At 74.4% G+C, this 14,356-nt stretch carries 15 protein-coding genes; 7 read left to right on the top strand and 8 right to left on the bottom strand.

What is annotated here, in order from left to right:
• The first annotated feature begins 1 nt into the window (after position 1).
• Complete coding sequence (locus J5Y04_RS02685; RefSeq protein WP_209409816.1) at positions 2-844, top strand: helix-turn-helix domain-containing protein; 843 nt, start codon at positions 2-4, stop codon at positions 842-844.
• Here the strand turns inward: J5Y04_RS02685 and J5Y04_RS02680 are convergent.
• Positions 823-1,257, bottom strand: a complete 435-nt coding sequence (locus tag J5Y04_RS02680; protein ID WP_209409814.1) for a hypothetical protein — start codon at positions 1,255-1,257, stop codon at positions 823-825. The genes J5Y04_RS02685 and J5Y04_RS02680 overlap by 22 nt on opposite strands.
• 364 nt (positions 1,258-1,621) lie before the next feature.
• On the opposite strand from J5Y04_RS02680, the gene J5Y04_RS02675 reads away from it, so the two are divergent.
• A complete protein-coding gene (locus J5Y04_RS02675; RefSeq protein WP_209409806.1) occupies positions 1,622-3,178 on the top strand; it encodes a hypothetical protein in 1,557 nt (518 codons plus the stop codon).
• A gap of 204 nt (positions 3,179-3,382) precedes the next feature.
• A complete protein-coding gene (locus J5Y04_RS02670) occupies positions 3,383-3,703 on the top strand; it encodes a hypothetical protein (protein WP_209409803.1) in 321 nt (106 codons plus the stop codon).
• Positions 3,704-3,715: 12 nt separating this feature from the next.
• On the opposite strand, the gene J5Y04_RS02665 is transcribed toward J5Y04_RS02670, so the two are convergent.
• The 4 genes from J5Y04_RS02665 to J5Y04_RS02650 form a co-directional block, all read right to left on the bottom strand.
• Entirely contained in the window at positions 3,716-4,153 is a 438-nt protein-coding gene (locus J5Y04_RS02665; RefSeq protein WP_209409801.1) for a hypothetical protein, read from the bottom strand.
• Positions 4,154-4,250: 97 nt separating this feature from the next.
• On the bottom strand, positions 4,251-5,828 hold the full coding sequence (locus J5Y04_RS02660; RefSeq protein WP_209409799.1) for a Clp protease N-terminal domain-containing protein: 1,578 nt from the start codon (positions 5,826-5,828) through the stop codon (positions 4,251-4,253).
• On the bottom strand, positions 5,825-7,144 hold the full coding sequence (locus J5Y04_RS02655; RefSeq protein ID WP_209409797.1) for a tetratricopeptide repeat protein: 1,320 nt from the start codon (positions 7,142-7,144) through the stop codon (positions 5,825-5,827). Before J5Y04_RS02655 ends, J5Y04_RS02660 begins: the two co-directional genes overlap by 4 nt.
• Before the next feature lies 1 nt (position 7,145).
• The gene (locus J5Y04_RS02650; protein ID WP_209409795.1) at positions 7,146-7,508 is read right to left on the bottom strand and encodes a hypothetical protein; all 363 of its coding nucleotides are present in this window, start codon (positions 7,506-7,508) and stop codon (positions 7,146-7,148) included.
• Positions 7,509-7,611: 103 nt separating this feature from the next.
• Here J5Y04_RS02650 and J5Y04_RS02645 point away from each other — a divergent pair, with 103 nt between their 5' ends.
• Together J5Y04_RS02645 and J5Y04_RS02640 are read left to right on the top strand one after the other, a co-directional pair.
• Entirely contained in the window at positions 7,612-8,202 is a 591-nt protein-coding gene (locus tag J5Y04_RS02645) for an HAD family phosphatase (RefSeq protein ID WP_209409793.1), read from the top strand.
• 218 nt (positions 8,203-8,420) lie between these two features.
• On the top strand, positions 8,421-8,699 hold the full coding sequence (locus J5Y04_RS02640) for a hypothetical protein (RefSeq protein ID WP_209409784.1): 279 nt from the start codon (positions 8,421-8,423) through the stop codon (positions 8,697-8,699).
• A gap of 64 nt (positions 8,700-8,763) precedes the next feature.
• Here J5Y04_RS02640 and J5Y04_RS02635 read toward each other — a convergent pair whose 3' ends face one another.
• Entirely contained in the window at positions 8,764-9,681 is a 918-nt protein-coding gene (locus J5Y04_RS02635; RefSeq protein ID WP_209409782.1) for a diacylglycerol kinase, read from the bottom strand.
• Between the two features lie 237 nt (positions 9,682-9,918).
• The gene (locus tag J5Y04_RS02630) at positions 9,919-11,541 is read right to left on the bottom strand and encodes an FAD-binding oxidoreductase (RefSeq protein ID WP_245203984.1); all 1,623 of its coding nucleotides are present in this window, start codon (positions 11,539-11,541) and stop codon (positions 9,919-9,921) included.
• Positions 11,542-11,561: 20 nt separating this feature from the next.
• Between J5Y04_RS02630 and J5Y04_RS02625 the strand changes: the two genes are divergently transcribed.
• The gene (locus J5Y04_RS02625) at positions 11,562-12,170 is read left to right on the top strand and encodes a TetR/AcrR family transcriptional regulator (protein ID WP_209409780.1); all 609 of its coding nucleotides are present in this window, start codon (positions 11,562-11,564) and stop codon (positions 12,168-12,170) included.
• 137 nt (positions 12,171-12,307) lie between these two features.
• On the top strand, positions 12,308-13,876 hold the full coding sequence (locus J5Y04_RS02620; protein ID WP_209409778.1) for a glycerol-3-phosphate dehydrogenase/oxidase: 1,569 nt from the start codon (positions 12,308-12,310) through the stop codon (positions 13,874-13,876).
• Between the two features lie 148 nt (positions 13,877-14,024).
• On the opposite strand, the gene J5Y04_RS02615 is transcribed toward J5Y04_RS02620, so the two are convergent.
• The gene (locus J5Y04_RS02615; RefSeq protein ID WP_209409776.1) at positions 14,025-14,318 is read right to left on the bottom strand and encodes a hypothetical protein; all 294 of its coding nucleotides are present in this window, start codon (positions 14,316-14,318) and stop codon (positions 14,025-14,027) included.
• Positions 14,319-14,356 lie beyond the last annotated feature (38 nt).

Raw genomic sequence — 14,356 nt, 5'->3', positions numbered from 1 at the left:
CGTGGACTTTCCCCAGACGCTCCGTGAGCGCCGCACCCGCAGCCGCATCAGCCAACTCGACCTCGCCACCCGCGCGGGCACCACCCAGCGGCACCTCAGCTTCATCGAGTCCGGCCGCTCGGTGCCGGGGCGGGGCATGGTCGTCCGCCTCGCCGAGTCGCTCGACCTTCCGCTGCGCGAGCGCAACGAGCTGCTGCTGTCGGCCGGTTACGCCCCCGCGTACCGCGAGAGCGCGCTCGACAGCCCCGACCTCGCCCCCGTCCGCACCGCCATCGACCACATCCTCGCCGGCCACCTGCCCTACCCCGCCCTGGTGGTGGACCGGCAGGGCACCGTGGTCGCCGCCAACGCGGCCCTCGACCTGATCACCGAGGGTGCCGCCCCCGAACTGGTCGGCCCCGGGACCAACGCCTACCGTCTCGCCCTCCACCCCGACGGCCTGGCCCCGCGCATCCTCAACTTCGCCGCCTGGGCCCGCCACATCGTGGAGCGGACGGCCCACCTCGGTGAGCTGCACGCCGAACTCGCCTCGTACGTACCAGAGTTCGGTTCCGTCGGGGCCGACCATCTCGGCTTCGCAGTGCCGCTCCACCTGCGCACCTCGCGAGGTGACCTGCACCTGATGACGACGGTCACCACCTTCGCGACCGCCGTCGACATCACGCTCGCCGAGCTGAAGCTGGAGGCCTTCCTCCCGGCGGACGAGGCGACGGCGGCGGCGCTGCGGGCGGAGGGAGGCCCGGTGGCCGGTCCGGTGGCGGCCGGTTCGGCGGTCGGTTCGGCGGTCGGTTCGGTGGTGGCCGGTCCGGCGGCCGACGGGGCTCAGGCGCCGGGGAACATGTAGTCGGCCGTGATCCGGTCCTCCTCGTCCAGCACCAGCACCTCCAGCCCGCTGCCGAGCGCCTCGCCGCCGGCGGCGGGCACCATCTCCCAGTTGAACGTGAGCATGTTGCGCAGCCGGGTCGCGTTGCCCCGGGCCCGGAAGGTGAACTCCCCGGCGGCGACGAACTCCTGGTAGCTGCGGGCGACCCGGGTCTCGATGGCGTCGTACCCGGAAGCCTCCAGCACGGTGTCGTCGAACCCCAACTCGGCGGCCCGCTCGCGGATTTCCACCGGAGGCTGGAGCAGGTGCACGCCGCCCTCCGCCCAGGCCAGCTCGATCGCCCTGCGGCGCGCCGCAGGGTCCGGCTCGATCCAGAGGGCGATGTAGCGGTCGGCGATGTCCTGTGCGGTGGGGGTGGTGGCGGTGGTGGTCATGGTGTGCTCCTCGCGCTGTGTCGGCGGTGTGCCCGGACAGCACTCATCCTGCGGTGGGCAGGTGATGGGAACAATTCCCGGCGGGGAATGACCCGGCCGACCGGCGGGGGTGGTGGCCCGCCGGTCGGCGGAATGGTGCGCCGGAGGCACCCGCCGAAGGTCTGGTGGCCTTTCAGTGAAGTCGGTCAACTTGTCTTTCATGGCAGGGAATTGATGGTTCCTTGACCATTTGTTCACCGTTTGCATGTCTTCGACAAGCTTGTTTCCCGTCAGTAACATAGCGCGGGCGCGGCCGTTCGGGCCGCCGCTGAAGCCACTGGTCCCGGGCGCCCGTACGGGCGTCCGCCACTTCGAAAGAGCTTCGTTGAAGAGTCCCCTCGGCACGGCGGTCCGCCCTGCCCTCGTATCGCTGTTGCTGCTCGGTGTCGCTGCGTGCGGCCCGACCTCGGGCACGCAGCAGGCCGCCCCGGTCGACATGGAGGCCGTCGGCAACGCCGCTCCGGCGGCCACGTCCGCCCCGGCGACCCCCGCCAACCCGGCCGGTCACGCGAAGACGGCCGGACCGGCCGCACGGCCGTCCGGCTCGCCCCGGGCCGGTGCCGGCGGCCAGACCGCGACGCCTTCGGCCGGCCGGCCGGCGGAGGCCGCCACGCTGCCGGTCGCGGCCGCCCAGCCGGGCGCGCAGCAGGCCGCCATCGGTGCGCCCGGCAAGGACGGTGCGGCCGTCGCCCCGGAGGCCGGCAACCTCAAGGTCACCGCGTACGACCCGGCCGCGGGCACGGCGGTTCTCTCGGCCGCCGCGCCGACCGGTCCGTCCGCCGGTCCGTCCGCCGGCGCGTCCGCCACCCCGACCGCCGCGGCCACCCCCGCCGAGGCCGTCAAGCCCGGCCAGCTCCTCGCCAGCCCGCCCACCGAGGCCGCGCCGCAGGGCGCACTGGTCGCCGTGACGGCCGTGAAGTCGGCCGGCGGCGGGGCCGTCACCGTGGCCACGCGGCCCGCGACCCTCTCCGAACTGCTCGGCAGCAGTGAGGCCGACGGCAAGGTGCCCGTCGACCCGAACGCGATCAAGGTGACGCCGCTGGTCAAGGACCTCAAGGCGACCGTCGCCCGCGAGAACGGCACCACCAAGGCCGACGCCTCCGGCACCCTGGAGGTCGACGTCAACGCGCCGATCCCGCTGCCAGACGGCCTGAGCGCGGCGGCCTCCGCCTCGCTCCAGCTGCACCCCGCCCTGCACTTCGCCTACCACGGCGCGGGCGCCGGCAGCCCGCGCACCGCGTCCATCGGCTTCGACCTGGGCGCCCACGCGCAGTGGAAGGTCAGCGGCGATCTCGCCCGCAGCACCGGCTCCGCGCCGATCCGCCTGCCGTTCGCCAAGCTCCAGGCCAGCCCGGTCGTCACGGTGGCCGGCCTGCCGGTCGTGGTCAACCTCGGGCTGACCTGCTACCTGGAGATCGGCGCCGACGGCAAGGTCCACGTCGAGGCCGAGCAGGAGATCACCGGTAACTGGGCCGTCCACGCCGACTACACCGGCGGCCGTGGCTGGACCTCCGGCACCGACGCGGCCGACACCAAGGTCTCCCCGGTCCACGTCCGGGTCTCCGGCAAGGCCGCCGTCCGGGCCGCACTCGCCGCCGAGGTCAGCGTCGGCCTCTACGACACCGTCGGCGTCGAGGCGACCGTCGCCCCCTACCTGCGGGCGCAGGCCGACGGCTCGCTGGCCGTCGACGTCCCGGGCGGTTCGCCGCAGCTCCAGGGCAGTTGGGCACTGCTGGGCGGCGTCGACCTGAACGGTGCGCTCACCGCCCACCTGAAGGTCTTCGGCACCCCGATCATCGAGGGCAAGCTCCCGCTCCCGCCCTTCCACCGCGAGTGGCCGCTGCTGAGCGGCGCCCTGCCCTCGGCCTCGCCGAAGAGCTGAGCGCTCGTCCGCACGCCACGAACCCCCGGGCCGATCCGATCGGCCCGGGGGTTCGTCGCTGCACGCCGTATGCCGCTGCGTGCCCGGCCCCGAATCCCGCACCTCCTGCGCCGGCCCCGGGCCGTCGGCCCCCGCCCCCCGGCACCGCGGCCGGAGCGGCCGGACCCCGTGGACAGCCGCGGGCCGTGACGGGATGATCACGGTATGACTGCCGAAGGTCCTTTGACCGATGACGAGTTGACCGCGATCGAACGGCGGGCCGCCGCGGCCGCCCCGGGCCCGTGGAAGGCCCACCTGGAAGGCCAGGGGATCGGCGGGGAGAGCTTCATCCAGGTGCGGCCCGACGCGGACCCGGACGACGAGATATACGTCCGCCGGTACGTCGGGAACGCCGAACTGGGCTCGCGGCACCCGGAACTCCACGCCGACCTGGAGTTCATCGCGTCCGCCCGCTCGGACGTACCCCGCCTCGTCGCCGAGGTCCGCCGGCTCCAGGGCGCGTTGGCGCGCCAGCGGCGGTGGTGAGCCGGACCACCTCTAGCGCTCGCCGGTCCGCAGGTGCAGGACACCGTCCTCGCTCGCGCAGCGGACGGTGCCCGAGGCGAAGTCCAGTTCGACGGCGATCCGGCCGGTGAGCCGCTCGTACTCCTCCCGCGCGCCGAGCACGGTCTCGCCGAGGTGGCGGGCGAACGGCGTCGCGTCGTCCGCCGCGGTGACCTCGAAGCGTCCCCAGTCGCCCATGTCGTAGCCCTCGTACGGTGCGGACGGCTCCAACTCCAGGCACCAGTCCGTCCCACTCGCCACGCGGATCGCCCCGCCCAGGTCGTCGAGCAGCCAGACCTCCACCGGCAGGGGATCGAGCCGTTCCTCGTACACGTGCCACGCCGCGACGACGCCGGTCAGCCGCCGGCCGATGAGGGAGGCGGGATCGAGGCCGGCGCCATGGGCGCGGCAGTGGGCGGGGGGGCTGGGCACAGCGGCACGGTACCGGGGCCGACCCCGGCACGCGCCGGCATTTCGTCCACTGCGCAGGAAGTCGCTCCCGCCGACTTCCTGCGCAGTGAGCACGCGCTCAACTCATCGACCAGACCGAGGGGTCGTGGGGGCCGCCGCGTGCGGGGCGGGCCGGGGTGCGGGGTGCGGGGGTGTCCGGGACACCGGCGTAGGTGGTGAGGGCTTCGGTCACCTCGGCGGCGGTGACGAGCCGGCCCTGCGGCCCCTCCGGCGCGGTGCGGCGGCGGTGTTCGGCGAGAGCAGCGGTCAGGCGTTCGACCTCCTCCGCGTAGTGGCCTGCGAGCACGAGGTCCTGCGAGGCCGTCGCCGAGTCCAGGTGGCCCCGGCGTTCGGTGAGCCGCTGCTCGAACTCCGCGGCGACCGGGTCGGCGTGCTCGACGACCCGCCGGCTCCCTGCCACGGCGCTCGCCTGGTCGAGCAGGTCGATCGCCGAGCCGGGCAGGGCCTGACCGGGCAGGTGGTCGCGGGCCAGCTCGGCCGCGGCCCGGAGCGCCTCGTCGGTGATCGCGACGCCGTGGTGCTGCTCCAGGCGGGAACGCATGTGGGCGAGGACCTCCTGCACCTCGTCGGCGGAGAGCTCGCCGATCTCCAGCGCTTGGAGGAACTCGTCGAGGCCCGGGTCCGGATCCCGGCGGCGGAACTCGGACGCGGTGCAGGCCGCGATGACCGAGACCCCGGGGCTGCGCAGCACCGGCCGGAAGAAGGCGAGCGCCTCCGCCCGGCCGTCGGAGGTGTGCAGGACGGTGAGCGCGTTGTCGAGGAAGAGGACGAGACCGCCACCGTCACCCTGCTGGAGCTCGGCGAGCAGGCCGGACATCAACTCGGCGAACCGGCCATGGTGCTGGGGATCGGTGAACAGCGCGCCGACGTCGAGCGAGTAGACCTTCCGGCCGGCGACGACGGCCGGTGCGGTGCCCGCCGCGACGGCGTGGGCCAGTCCGGCGACCACGCTCGCCTTTCCCACGCCGGGGTCGCCGACCAGCAGGGGGACGTTCCGCTGCCGCCGGGAGAGCACCTGGGCGATCCGCTCGATCTCCGCCGTCCGGCCGACGACGGGGAAGAGCTCCTGGCCGGCGGCTTCCCGGCCGAGGTCGCGGGCGAGCTCGCCCAGGAGTGGCCGGTGCGTGAGGGGCGGCCGATGCGGCTTGGGCGGTAGAGCTGGTGCGTCCGGCACGAACGGCTCCGGATCGGACCCGGACAGGATGGCGGGCACGTCGTGCCGGATCCGGGCGAGCGGGATGCCGAACCGGTCCGTGAGGATCTGGGCAGCGACGCCTCTGCTGTCCTGGGTCAGGGCCAGCAGGAGGTGCTCGGTCCCGACGTACACGTGGCCGAGCGTCCTGGCCTCGTCGAAGGCCAGTGGCTGCAGGAGCTTCCTTGCGCGCGGGGTAAAGGGGAGGTGGCCGGTCGGAGGCACTTGCCCGAGGCCGATGAAGTCTGCGACCTGCTCGCGGGCTGCTCCGAGCGTGACCCCGAGACGGCCGAGCACCACTGCGGCGACCCCTTCGCCCTCGTGCAGCAGGCCGAGCAGCAGGTGTTCGGTGCCGAGGTAGTTGTGGTTGAGCATCCGGGCCTCGTCCTGGGCCAGGTTCACCACCCGCCGCGCGCGATCGGTGTACTTCTCGAAGTCGGTCACCGCTCACCCCCCTCCGGGCCCAGCCCCGCCAGATCCGTCCGGGCCCGTTCCGCGTGCTCGTGCCCGGCTCCCAGGATTCGTTCCCGCTCGTCCACCAACTGCCTCAGCAGCGCGCGTGCTTCGTCCACCGCACCGGTCAGTGCCAGGTTGCGCGCGAGCAGGTGTCGCGTCCGCAGGGTCTGCGGGTTCTCGGAGCCGAGGACCCGGCTGCGGTCGGCGAGCAGGATGCGCAGGATGGCGACGGCCTCCTCCCGGTGGCCGGCCTCCCCGAGGTTGACGGCGAGGAACTGCCGGCTGCGCAGGGTGTCCCTGTGGTCGGGGCCGAGCAGGTGGGTGTGGTCCGCGAGGAGCGGGCGCAGCATGCGCGCGGCCTCGGCCGGGTCGCCGGCGCCGCCGAGGCTGTGGGCGAGCCACTGACGGCTGCGGAGGGTGTCCTCGTGGTCGGCGCCGAGGATGCGGGTCTGCTCGTCGAGGATACGGCGCAGCTCCTCCGAAGCACCGTGCCAGTCACCGGACTTGCCCTGCTCGACGGCGGCTCTCACCCGCTTCCGCAGGTCCGGCCCGGCCGCCGCCGCGTACGCGCGGTTGGTGCCGAGGGCGATCAGGCTGGCCGTCCGGGTGGCGCGGTTGAGCGGGACGGGAAGGCCTTCCGCGGTCATGGTGGCGGAGAGCCGCCGGTAGAGGTCGTCGACGGTGAGGAGTTCGGGGCCGCCGACCACGCCTTCCCGGAGCAGCCGGAGCAGCCGTCCGGAGAAGGCGGTGTAGTCCTCGCCGGGCAGGGAGAGGGCGACCTGGTCACGCTGGGCGGAGGTGAGGACGTAAGTGCCCTCCACTTCCAGGCGGTTGAGCTGTTCACCCGCACCGCCCGCCATCGAGTCGGTGACGACCCGGCCGGAGAAGCAGCAGTCGAGGACGATGAGTTTGGCGGCGGCCCGGCTGTCGAGGACGGCGCTGCGCAGCTTGTCGTACTCCAGCGAGCCGAACTCCGGCGCCTCGAACTCGCTGTCGGGCAGGGCGAGGTAGAGGTCGTGGCGGCGTCCGGCGACGAGGCCGTGCCCGGCGTAGTAGACCAGCAGGAGGTCCTCGGCCTCCTGCGCGGCGGCGCGCAGCCGCCGGCCGACGGTGCGGATGTCGCCGTCGTCCAGCAGGACCGCACAGTGGTGCTCGGGGACGAGGCCGTGCGCCGGGTCGGTGAACACCGCGGCGAGGTCGGTGATCGTCCGCCGGACGGTGTCGAGGTCGGGAAGGTCCTGGTCGGTGTAGCTTCCGGCACCGATCAGGACGATCCGGGACCGCTGGGGATCCGGAAGGCGCACGTCACTCCTGCTCGGACGCGCCGCCGTCCAGCACCTGGCGCAGGATGGCCTCCAGGTCCTGGCCACGGACCCGCTTGGCGTCGAACTCGACCGTCTCGCCGCCGGGTCGGCGGATCTTCAACCGGACGTCGCTCCGCTTGGGCTGGGCGAACCAGGTGCGCAGGGACGCGGCCAGTACCGAGACGGCGCCGCCGGCGCCGACCGCGACGGTCACGAGGTCCGCCACCGAGCCGAGCTCGCCCGCTGCCGGCACCGCGCCGGTCAGCCTGACGCCCGCGAGCCCCGGCTCCCCCCGCAGCCAGTCCGCGAGCGACTCGGCCTCCCCGGCGGTCTGCTCACCGGTCACCGAAATGTGCACGTCCATGGCGCCCCCCAAGTGGCCTGGAAATGGACGAAGTCGAGGCCGAAGTCTACTGACAATCGGGCGGCCCGCGGGCCGGGAAACGGCCGAGGGATACCCTGATCCGATGATCATCCCGCTGCCGCCGGGCGAGTTCCGGGCCTACCTGTTCGACTGCGACGGCACCGTCGCCGACTCCATGCCGCTGCACTACCGGGCCTGGAAGCAGGCGCTCGACGAGTGGCACTGCACCTTCCCCGAGGACCTCTTCTACGCCTGGGGCGGGCGGACCGTCGCCGACATCATCGCCTCGCTCAACGAGGAGCAGGGGCTGGCGATGCCGGTGGACGCCGTCGCCCGCCGGAAGGAGGACCTCTACGGCGAGCTGTTGCCGCAGCTCAAGGCCGTTCCCGGGATCCGGGCCCACGTCGAGTACGCGCACGGGCGGCTGCCGAGCGCCGTGGTCTCCGGCAGCACCCGGGAGTCCGTCACGGCGTCGTTGACCACCCTCGGGCTGCTCGACAGCTTCGACCTGCTGGTCTGCGCGGGCGACTACGCGAGGGCCAAGCCCGACCCGGAGGCCTTCCTGCTCGCGGCCGAGCGGCTCGGCGTCGATCCGCGGGACTGCCTGGTGTTCGAGGACACCGATCTGGGCATCCAGGCCGCGACCGCCGCCGGCATGGCGTCCGTGCGCGTCCCCTCGCCCCAGGAACGGTGAGCGACCCTGCACAGGAAGTCGGCCGGTCCGACTTCCTGTGCAGGATCGGCCGTCCGGCCGTCCGGCCGGCTCGTCGCCGGGAGGCGGAGAGTGCGGGGCTGCGGCCGTGGGGTGGGCGCCCGCGCTCTGGCATGGTGGTGTCCGTCATTGGTACCGGGGGAGGCGCAGTGCATCAGAGGGTGGCGGCGGTTGCCGTGGCGGGAGGTCCCGCGGGGGAGATGGGCACGACAGGGCGGATCGCTGCCCTGGTCTTCGCCCTGCTGGTGGCGGCGCTGGGCTGGGGGATCGTCACCGACTTCCGGGGCTTCGCGACGTGGCACCGGCAACGGGCTCAGGCGAGTACGCCTGCTGCCCTCAGGCGGGTGAGCGACAAGGTCTCCGGCCGGGAACGGACGGACCGGGCGGTCGTGGTCGTCCAGAAGATCGTCGGATGCGGGTTCACGGCCGTCGGTGCCGGCATGTTCCTGGTGACGCTGCACGACCTGCTGTTCGGCTGACCGGTCGCGAAGGCGGCGAAGGCCCCGCCGGAGATCCTCCGACGGGGCCCACACCGGTCCGCGGTCAGGCCGGGGCGAGCAGGTGGAGCGCGCCCGGGACGACGGTGACGTCGACCGGCAGCGCGGCCATGAACTCGCCGTCCGCGTAGGCCGTGATGCCCGGCGACTCGATCCGCAGCGAGGCCGTGCGGTGGGTGGTGACCTCGGGGCGCTCCACGTGCGTCCCCTTGAAGAGGGTCGGGAAGAAGCGCGCGATCCGCAGCCTGGGCATCGCGGACACGAGGGTGAGGTCGAGGAGGCCGTCGGCGGGGTCGGCGGACGGGCAGATGAGCATGCCGCCGCCGTAGCTGCTGGTGTTGCCGACGGCGGCCAGCGTCAGGTCGCGTTCGATGACGGTGCCGTCGGCGAGGGTGACGCGGAAGGGGAGGGGCCGGAGGTTGGCGAACTCGACCAGGATGGCCAGGTTGTAGCGCATCCGGCCGCGCGGCCAGCGGAGCCGGTTGGTGCGGTCGCTGACGAGCGAGTCGAAGCCGCTGGCCAGCACGGAGCCGAACCAGTGCGACGACCCGTCCGAAGCAGTGACGCGCCCGAGGTCCACGGACCGGGTGTGCCCCGCGGCGACGACGTCGGCGGCGGCCTCGGGTGCGTCGCGAGGCAGGTTGTACGCGCGGGCGTGGTCGTTTCCGGTACCGGCCGGGACGACGCCGAGCGGCACGTCACTGCCGGCCGCGGCCTGGAGACCGAGGTTGATCATGCCGTCCCCGCCGACGACCACCAGCGCGTCGCAGGAACCGGAGGCGACGGCGGCTCGGGCCAGGCGGAGGGACTCCTCCGCCGAGGTGCCCGCCTGCTCGTCCACCTCGACGCCCAGGGCGCGCAGGCGGGCGGTGGCGCGCCGCGCCGCCGGCTCGGCGTGGCCGGCGGCCGCGGCGGGGTTGGTGAGGAGGACGACGCGGCGGACGGCCCCTCCCGGCCCGCTCATGCGCCCACCTCGCTGCACTCGGCAGGGGCATGAGCCCACGCGCGCCTTCCGACGATTCGCTCGCTGCGCTCGCTCATGCGCCCACCTCGCTGCACTCGGCGGAGGCACGAGCCCACGCGCGCCTTCCGGAGACCCGCGCTCCCGTCGGCCTCGGCCCGGCAGGGGCATGAGCCCACGCGCGCCTTCCGGCGACTCGCGCTCCCCCCGGCTTCGGCCGGGGGGAGCCCCAAGGGCAGCTCACGGGATCAGCTTGCCGGGGTTGAGGATGCCCGCCGGGTCGAGTTCGGCCTTGACCGCGCGCAGGATGCGGACGCCCAACTCGCCGATCTCGTCGGCCATCCAGGGCCGGTGGTCGGCGCCGACGGCGTGGTGGTGGGTGATGGTGCCGCCGCCCGCGACGATGGCGTCACCTGCGGCGCGCTTGGCGGCGGCCCACTGGGTGAGCGGGTCCTCGCCGAGGGCGGCGACGACGGTGAAGTAGAGCGAGGCGCCGGTCGGGTAGACGTGCGAGATGTGGCAGAGGACGAGTGCGCCGGGGAGCGCCGAGGTCAGCGCGGAGGTGACGGCGAAGCGCAGGTCGGCGAGCCGGCGCCAGTCCGTCGCCGTCTCCAGCGTCTCGCAGAGCGCGCCCGCGGCGAGCAGCGAGTCCCGCAGGTACGGCGCGTTGAACCGGCCGTGCTCCCAGGCCCGGGCGGGCGCCTCGCCGAGCGAGGTGCCGCCGGCCGCGAGCAGGGCGTCGCGGGTGAGCTGGTGACGGGTGGCGACCTGGTCGGCGGTGCCCTCGAAGACGGTGACCGCCAGGCAGCCGGTGACGGCCGGCTCGCCGCCGATCTTCTCCGTCATCGCCAGGTTGACCATCGTCTCGGCCTCGTCGGAGAGCCGGATGACGGTCGGGCCGGTGCCCTGCTGCTCGACCGCGCGCAGGGCGGCCGCGCCGGTCGCGAAGTCCGGGAAGGACCAGGCCTCGTACGCCTTCACCGCGGGTGCCGCGTGCACCCGTACCCGGACGGCGGTGATCACGCCCAAGGTGCCCTCCGAGCCGAGGAACAGCTCGCGCAGGTCGGGGCCGGCGGCGGAGGCGGGGGCGCGGCCGAGGTCGAGCACGCCGGCCGGGGTGACGACGCGCAGGCCGCGCACCATCTCGTCGAAGCGCCCGTACCCGGCGGAGTCCTGGCCGGAGGAGCGGGTGGCCGCGAAGCCGCCGATGGTGGCGAAGCGGAAGCTCTGCGGGTAGTGGCCGAGTTCGAAGCCGCGGGCGGAGAGCAGGGCCTCGGCCGCCGGGCCGGTCAGGCCCGCGCCGAGGACGGCCTCGCCGGACGTCTCGTCCAGGTCGAGGAGCTGGTCGAAGCGGCGCAGGTCGAGCGAGACCACGGCGGTGAACGCGCCGCGCTCCGGGTCGAGGCCGCCGACCACGCTGGTGCCGCCGCCGAACGGGACGACGGCGATCCGGCGTTCGGCGCAGAGCGCGAGCAGCGCGGTGATCTCGTCCTCGCTGCCGGGCAGTACGACAGCGTCGGGCGCGTCCTGCGGTCCGCGGCTGCGCCGGCGGAGCAGGTCGGGGGTGGACTTGCCGCCGGCCCGGGGGAGGCGGTCCGCGTCGGCGGCGCTCACGTGGGCCTCGCCGACGACGGCGGCGAGCGCCTTCAGGTCGGCCTCGGCCAGCCGCGAGGGGCTCAGTACGACCTCGTCGGCGGACGGGCCGGGGGTCGCGTCGCCGGTGACGCCGAGGGCTGCGGCCAGCAGGGCCTTGATGTCGGCGGACAGCTCCTTGGCGAGGGCCGGGTCGCCCCAGGCGTCCCACTTCATCGGGGGGAGCGGCAACGCGGCGCCGGCCGGTCCCGCTTGCGTCTCAGGTGCCATGCGTTACAGTTTCACACATCATGTCAAGTAGTAACGCGAGCCCAGCCGGCCCCGACGGAGCCCCGGAGCCCCGCAGTACCGACGACGCGATCCTCGACGCCGCGGCCGAGCTGATCGTCCATCTCGGCGTGCGCCGGACCCAGTTGGCCGAGATCGCCCGCCGCGCGGGGGTCAGCCGCCCGACCGTCTACCGGCGCTGGCCGGACGTCCGGGCGGTGATCGGGGCGCTGCTCACCCGCGAGATCCGGGCCACCCAGGAGACGGTCGCGCTCGTCGGAGAGGACCGCGAGGCCCTCGTCGACGGGGTGGTCGAGGTGGCGGTCCGGCTGCGCGACCACCCCGTGCTGGGTGCGCTCCTGCGCTCGGCCGACTCCGACACGCTCTTCGAGTACGTCGTGGAGCGGCTCGGCACCAGCCAGCGCGGCCTGATCGAGGCGCTGTGCGCGGGGATCGAGCAGGGCCAGGCACACGGCTCGATCCGGGCCGGCGAACCGGTCGAGATGGCGGCCATGGTGCTGCTGATCGCCCAGTCCACCGTGCAGTCGCACCGCATGGTCGCCGCACTGCTGCCCGAGGCGGCCTGGCGGCGCGAGCTGGCCCGGGCGCTGAACGGATACCTCGCGCCGTGAACGGACGCCCCGCACCGTGAACGGGCACCTCGCGCCCTGACCTACGGACACCACACGCACTGATGCACGGACACCTCGCGCCCTGACGTACGGACACCTCCCGCCGTGAGCGGCGGGAACACCAACGGAGGCACCAGATGACCACCACCGCCGGTCCCTACGCCGGAACCGCCCGACTCGACGCCAGGCGGCGGGAGTTGGAACTGGACGCGCTCACCTCCGGCCCGGCCGTCGACCTGCTGGTCATCGGCGGTGGCGTCACCGGCGCCGGGGTGGCCCTGGACGCGGCCGCACGCGGCCTGCGCACGGTCCTCGTCGAGGCTCGCGACCTCGCCTTCGGGACGAGCCGGTGGAGCTCCAAGCTGGTCCACGGTGGCCTGCGCTACCTCGCCTCCGGGCGGGTCGGCGTGGCCCGGGAGAGTGCCGTCGAGCGCGGCGTCCTGATGACCCGCACCGCCCCGCACCTGGTCCGCCCGATGCCCCAACTGGTGCCGCTGCTGCCCGGGTTGATGAGCCGGGGGCAGATCTCGCTGGTCCGCGCCGGATTCGTGGCGGGCGACGCGCTGCGGCTGAGCGCCGGCACCCCGGGCGGCCTGCTGCCGCGGGTGCGCCGCGTCGGCGCCGACCGCGCCCGCCAACTGGTGCCCGGCGTGAGGGCGGAGGGCCTCGCCGGTGCGCTGGTCGCGCACGACGGCCAACTGGTGGACGACGCACGGCTGGTGGTGGCACTGGCCCGTACGGCCGCGCAGTACGGCGCCACCGTGCTGACCCGGGTGCGGGCGGAGGACGTCACCGGCACCTCGGCCCGTCTCACCGACGCACTCACCGGGCAGTCCCTCACCCTCGCCGCTCGCGCGGTGGTCAACGCCACCGGCGTCTGGGCGGGCGACGTGGACCCGTCGATCCGGCTGCGACCGAGCCGCGGCACCCACCTGGTGGTCGACGCCGCCGCCCTGGGGCGGCCCAGCGCCGCGCTCACCGTCCCGGTGCCCGGCTCCACCAGCCGGTTCGTCTTCGCGCTGCCGCAGCAGCTCGGCCGGGTCGCGATCGGCCTGACCGACGAGGACGCACCCGGCCCGATCCCGGACGAACCGCAGCCGACCGAGGGTGAGCTGGCCTTCCTGCTTGACACCGTCAACACCGCCCTGCAGACCGCGCTGACCAGGGCGGACGTGCGCGGCGCGTACGCCGGGCTGCGGCCGCTGATCGACACCGGCGACGGCGCCACGGCCGACCTCTCCCGGCAGCACGCGGTGCTGGAGTCCCCGTCCGGCGTGATCACCGTGGTCGGCGGCAAGCTCACCACCTACCGGCGGATGGCCGAGGACGCCGTGGACACCGCCACCCGCCTGCGCGGACTGTCCGCCCGCAAGTGCTGGACGGCCCGCCTCCCGCTGGTCGGCGCGCCCGCCCACCGTGACAGCCGCCCGGCGCCCGACGGTGAGGTGCCGGCCTCGCTGCTCGCCCGTCACGGCGGCGCGGCCCGCGAGGTCCTGGAAGCGGGAACGGCCGCACCGGTCGCGGAGGGCGTCGACGTCACCCGTGCCGAGATCGCCTACGCGGTCACGCACGAGGGAGCCCTGGACGCGGACGACGTGCTCCACCGCCGGACCAGGATCGCCCTGGTGGCGGAGGACGCCGCCCGGGCCCGGGCGGCCGTCGAGGAGATCGTGGCGGAGGCGGCCGCGGAGTCCGGGCGGGCATGACGCCGCGGTGACCGCCGCAACGGATCCGGCCGCCGCAACGGATCCGCCCGGCCGGAAGCCGCCGGCCGGGCTCCCGGCGCTCTGTCCCTGAGCGCCCCGCCCCTCAGCGCCCCGTCCCTCAGTGCCCCGTCCCTGAGTGCTCCGTCCCTCAGCGTTCCGTCCGCTCCGGCATCGGGTGGACGGCACCGCGCAGCTCCAGGACGCAGGCGAGCGGGTGCTCGGGTGTCCCGGTCCGCTCCAGCCGGACGGCGAGCGGCAGCGGCGGCTCCTCGGCCAACTCGGCGGCGAGGGTGAGCGGGTAGACACCGTGGCCGTGGACGCGGTGGAACGCGATCTCCCTGCCGTCCACCAGCAACTCGGTCTCGGTGATCCACCCGGACCGGACGTTCACCGTGACGGAGTGGTCGCCCCGGTCGAGGTGGAAGCTGTGCCGCTGGCGCATCGGGACCTCCTCGGGGGACCTCCGCGCAGGGGAGCGGG

This window comes from Kitasatospora sp. RG8, from assembly GCF_017813315.1.
GTDB lineage: Bacteria > Actinomycetota > Actinomycetes > Streptomycetales > Streptomycetaceae > Kitasatospora.
Note: the sequence above shows the minus strand (reverse complement) of the source record. Positions and strands in the feature narration are given on the sequence as shown.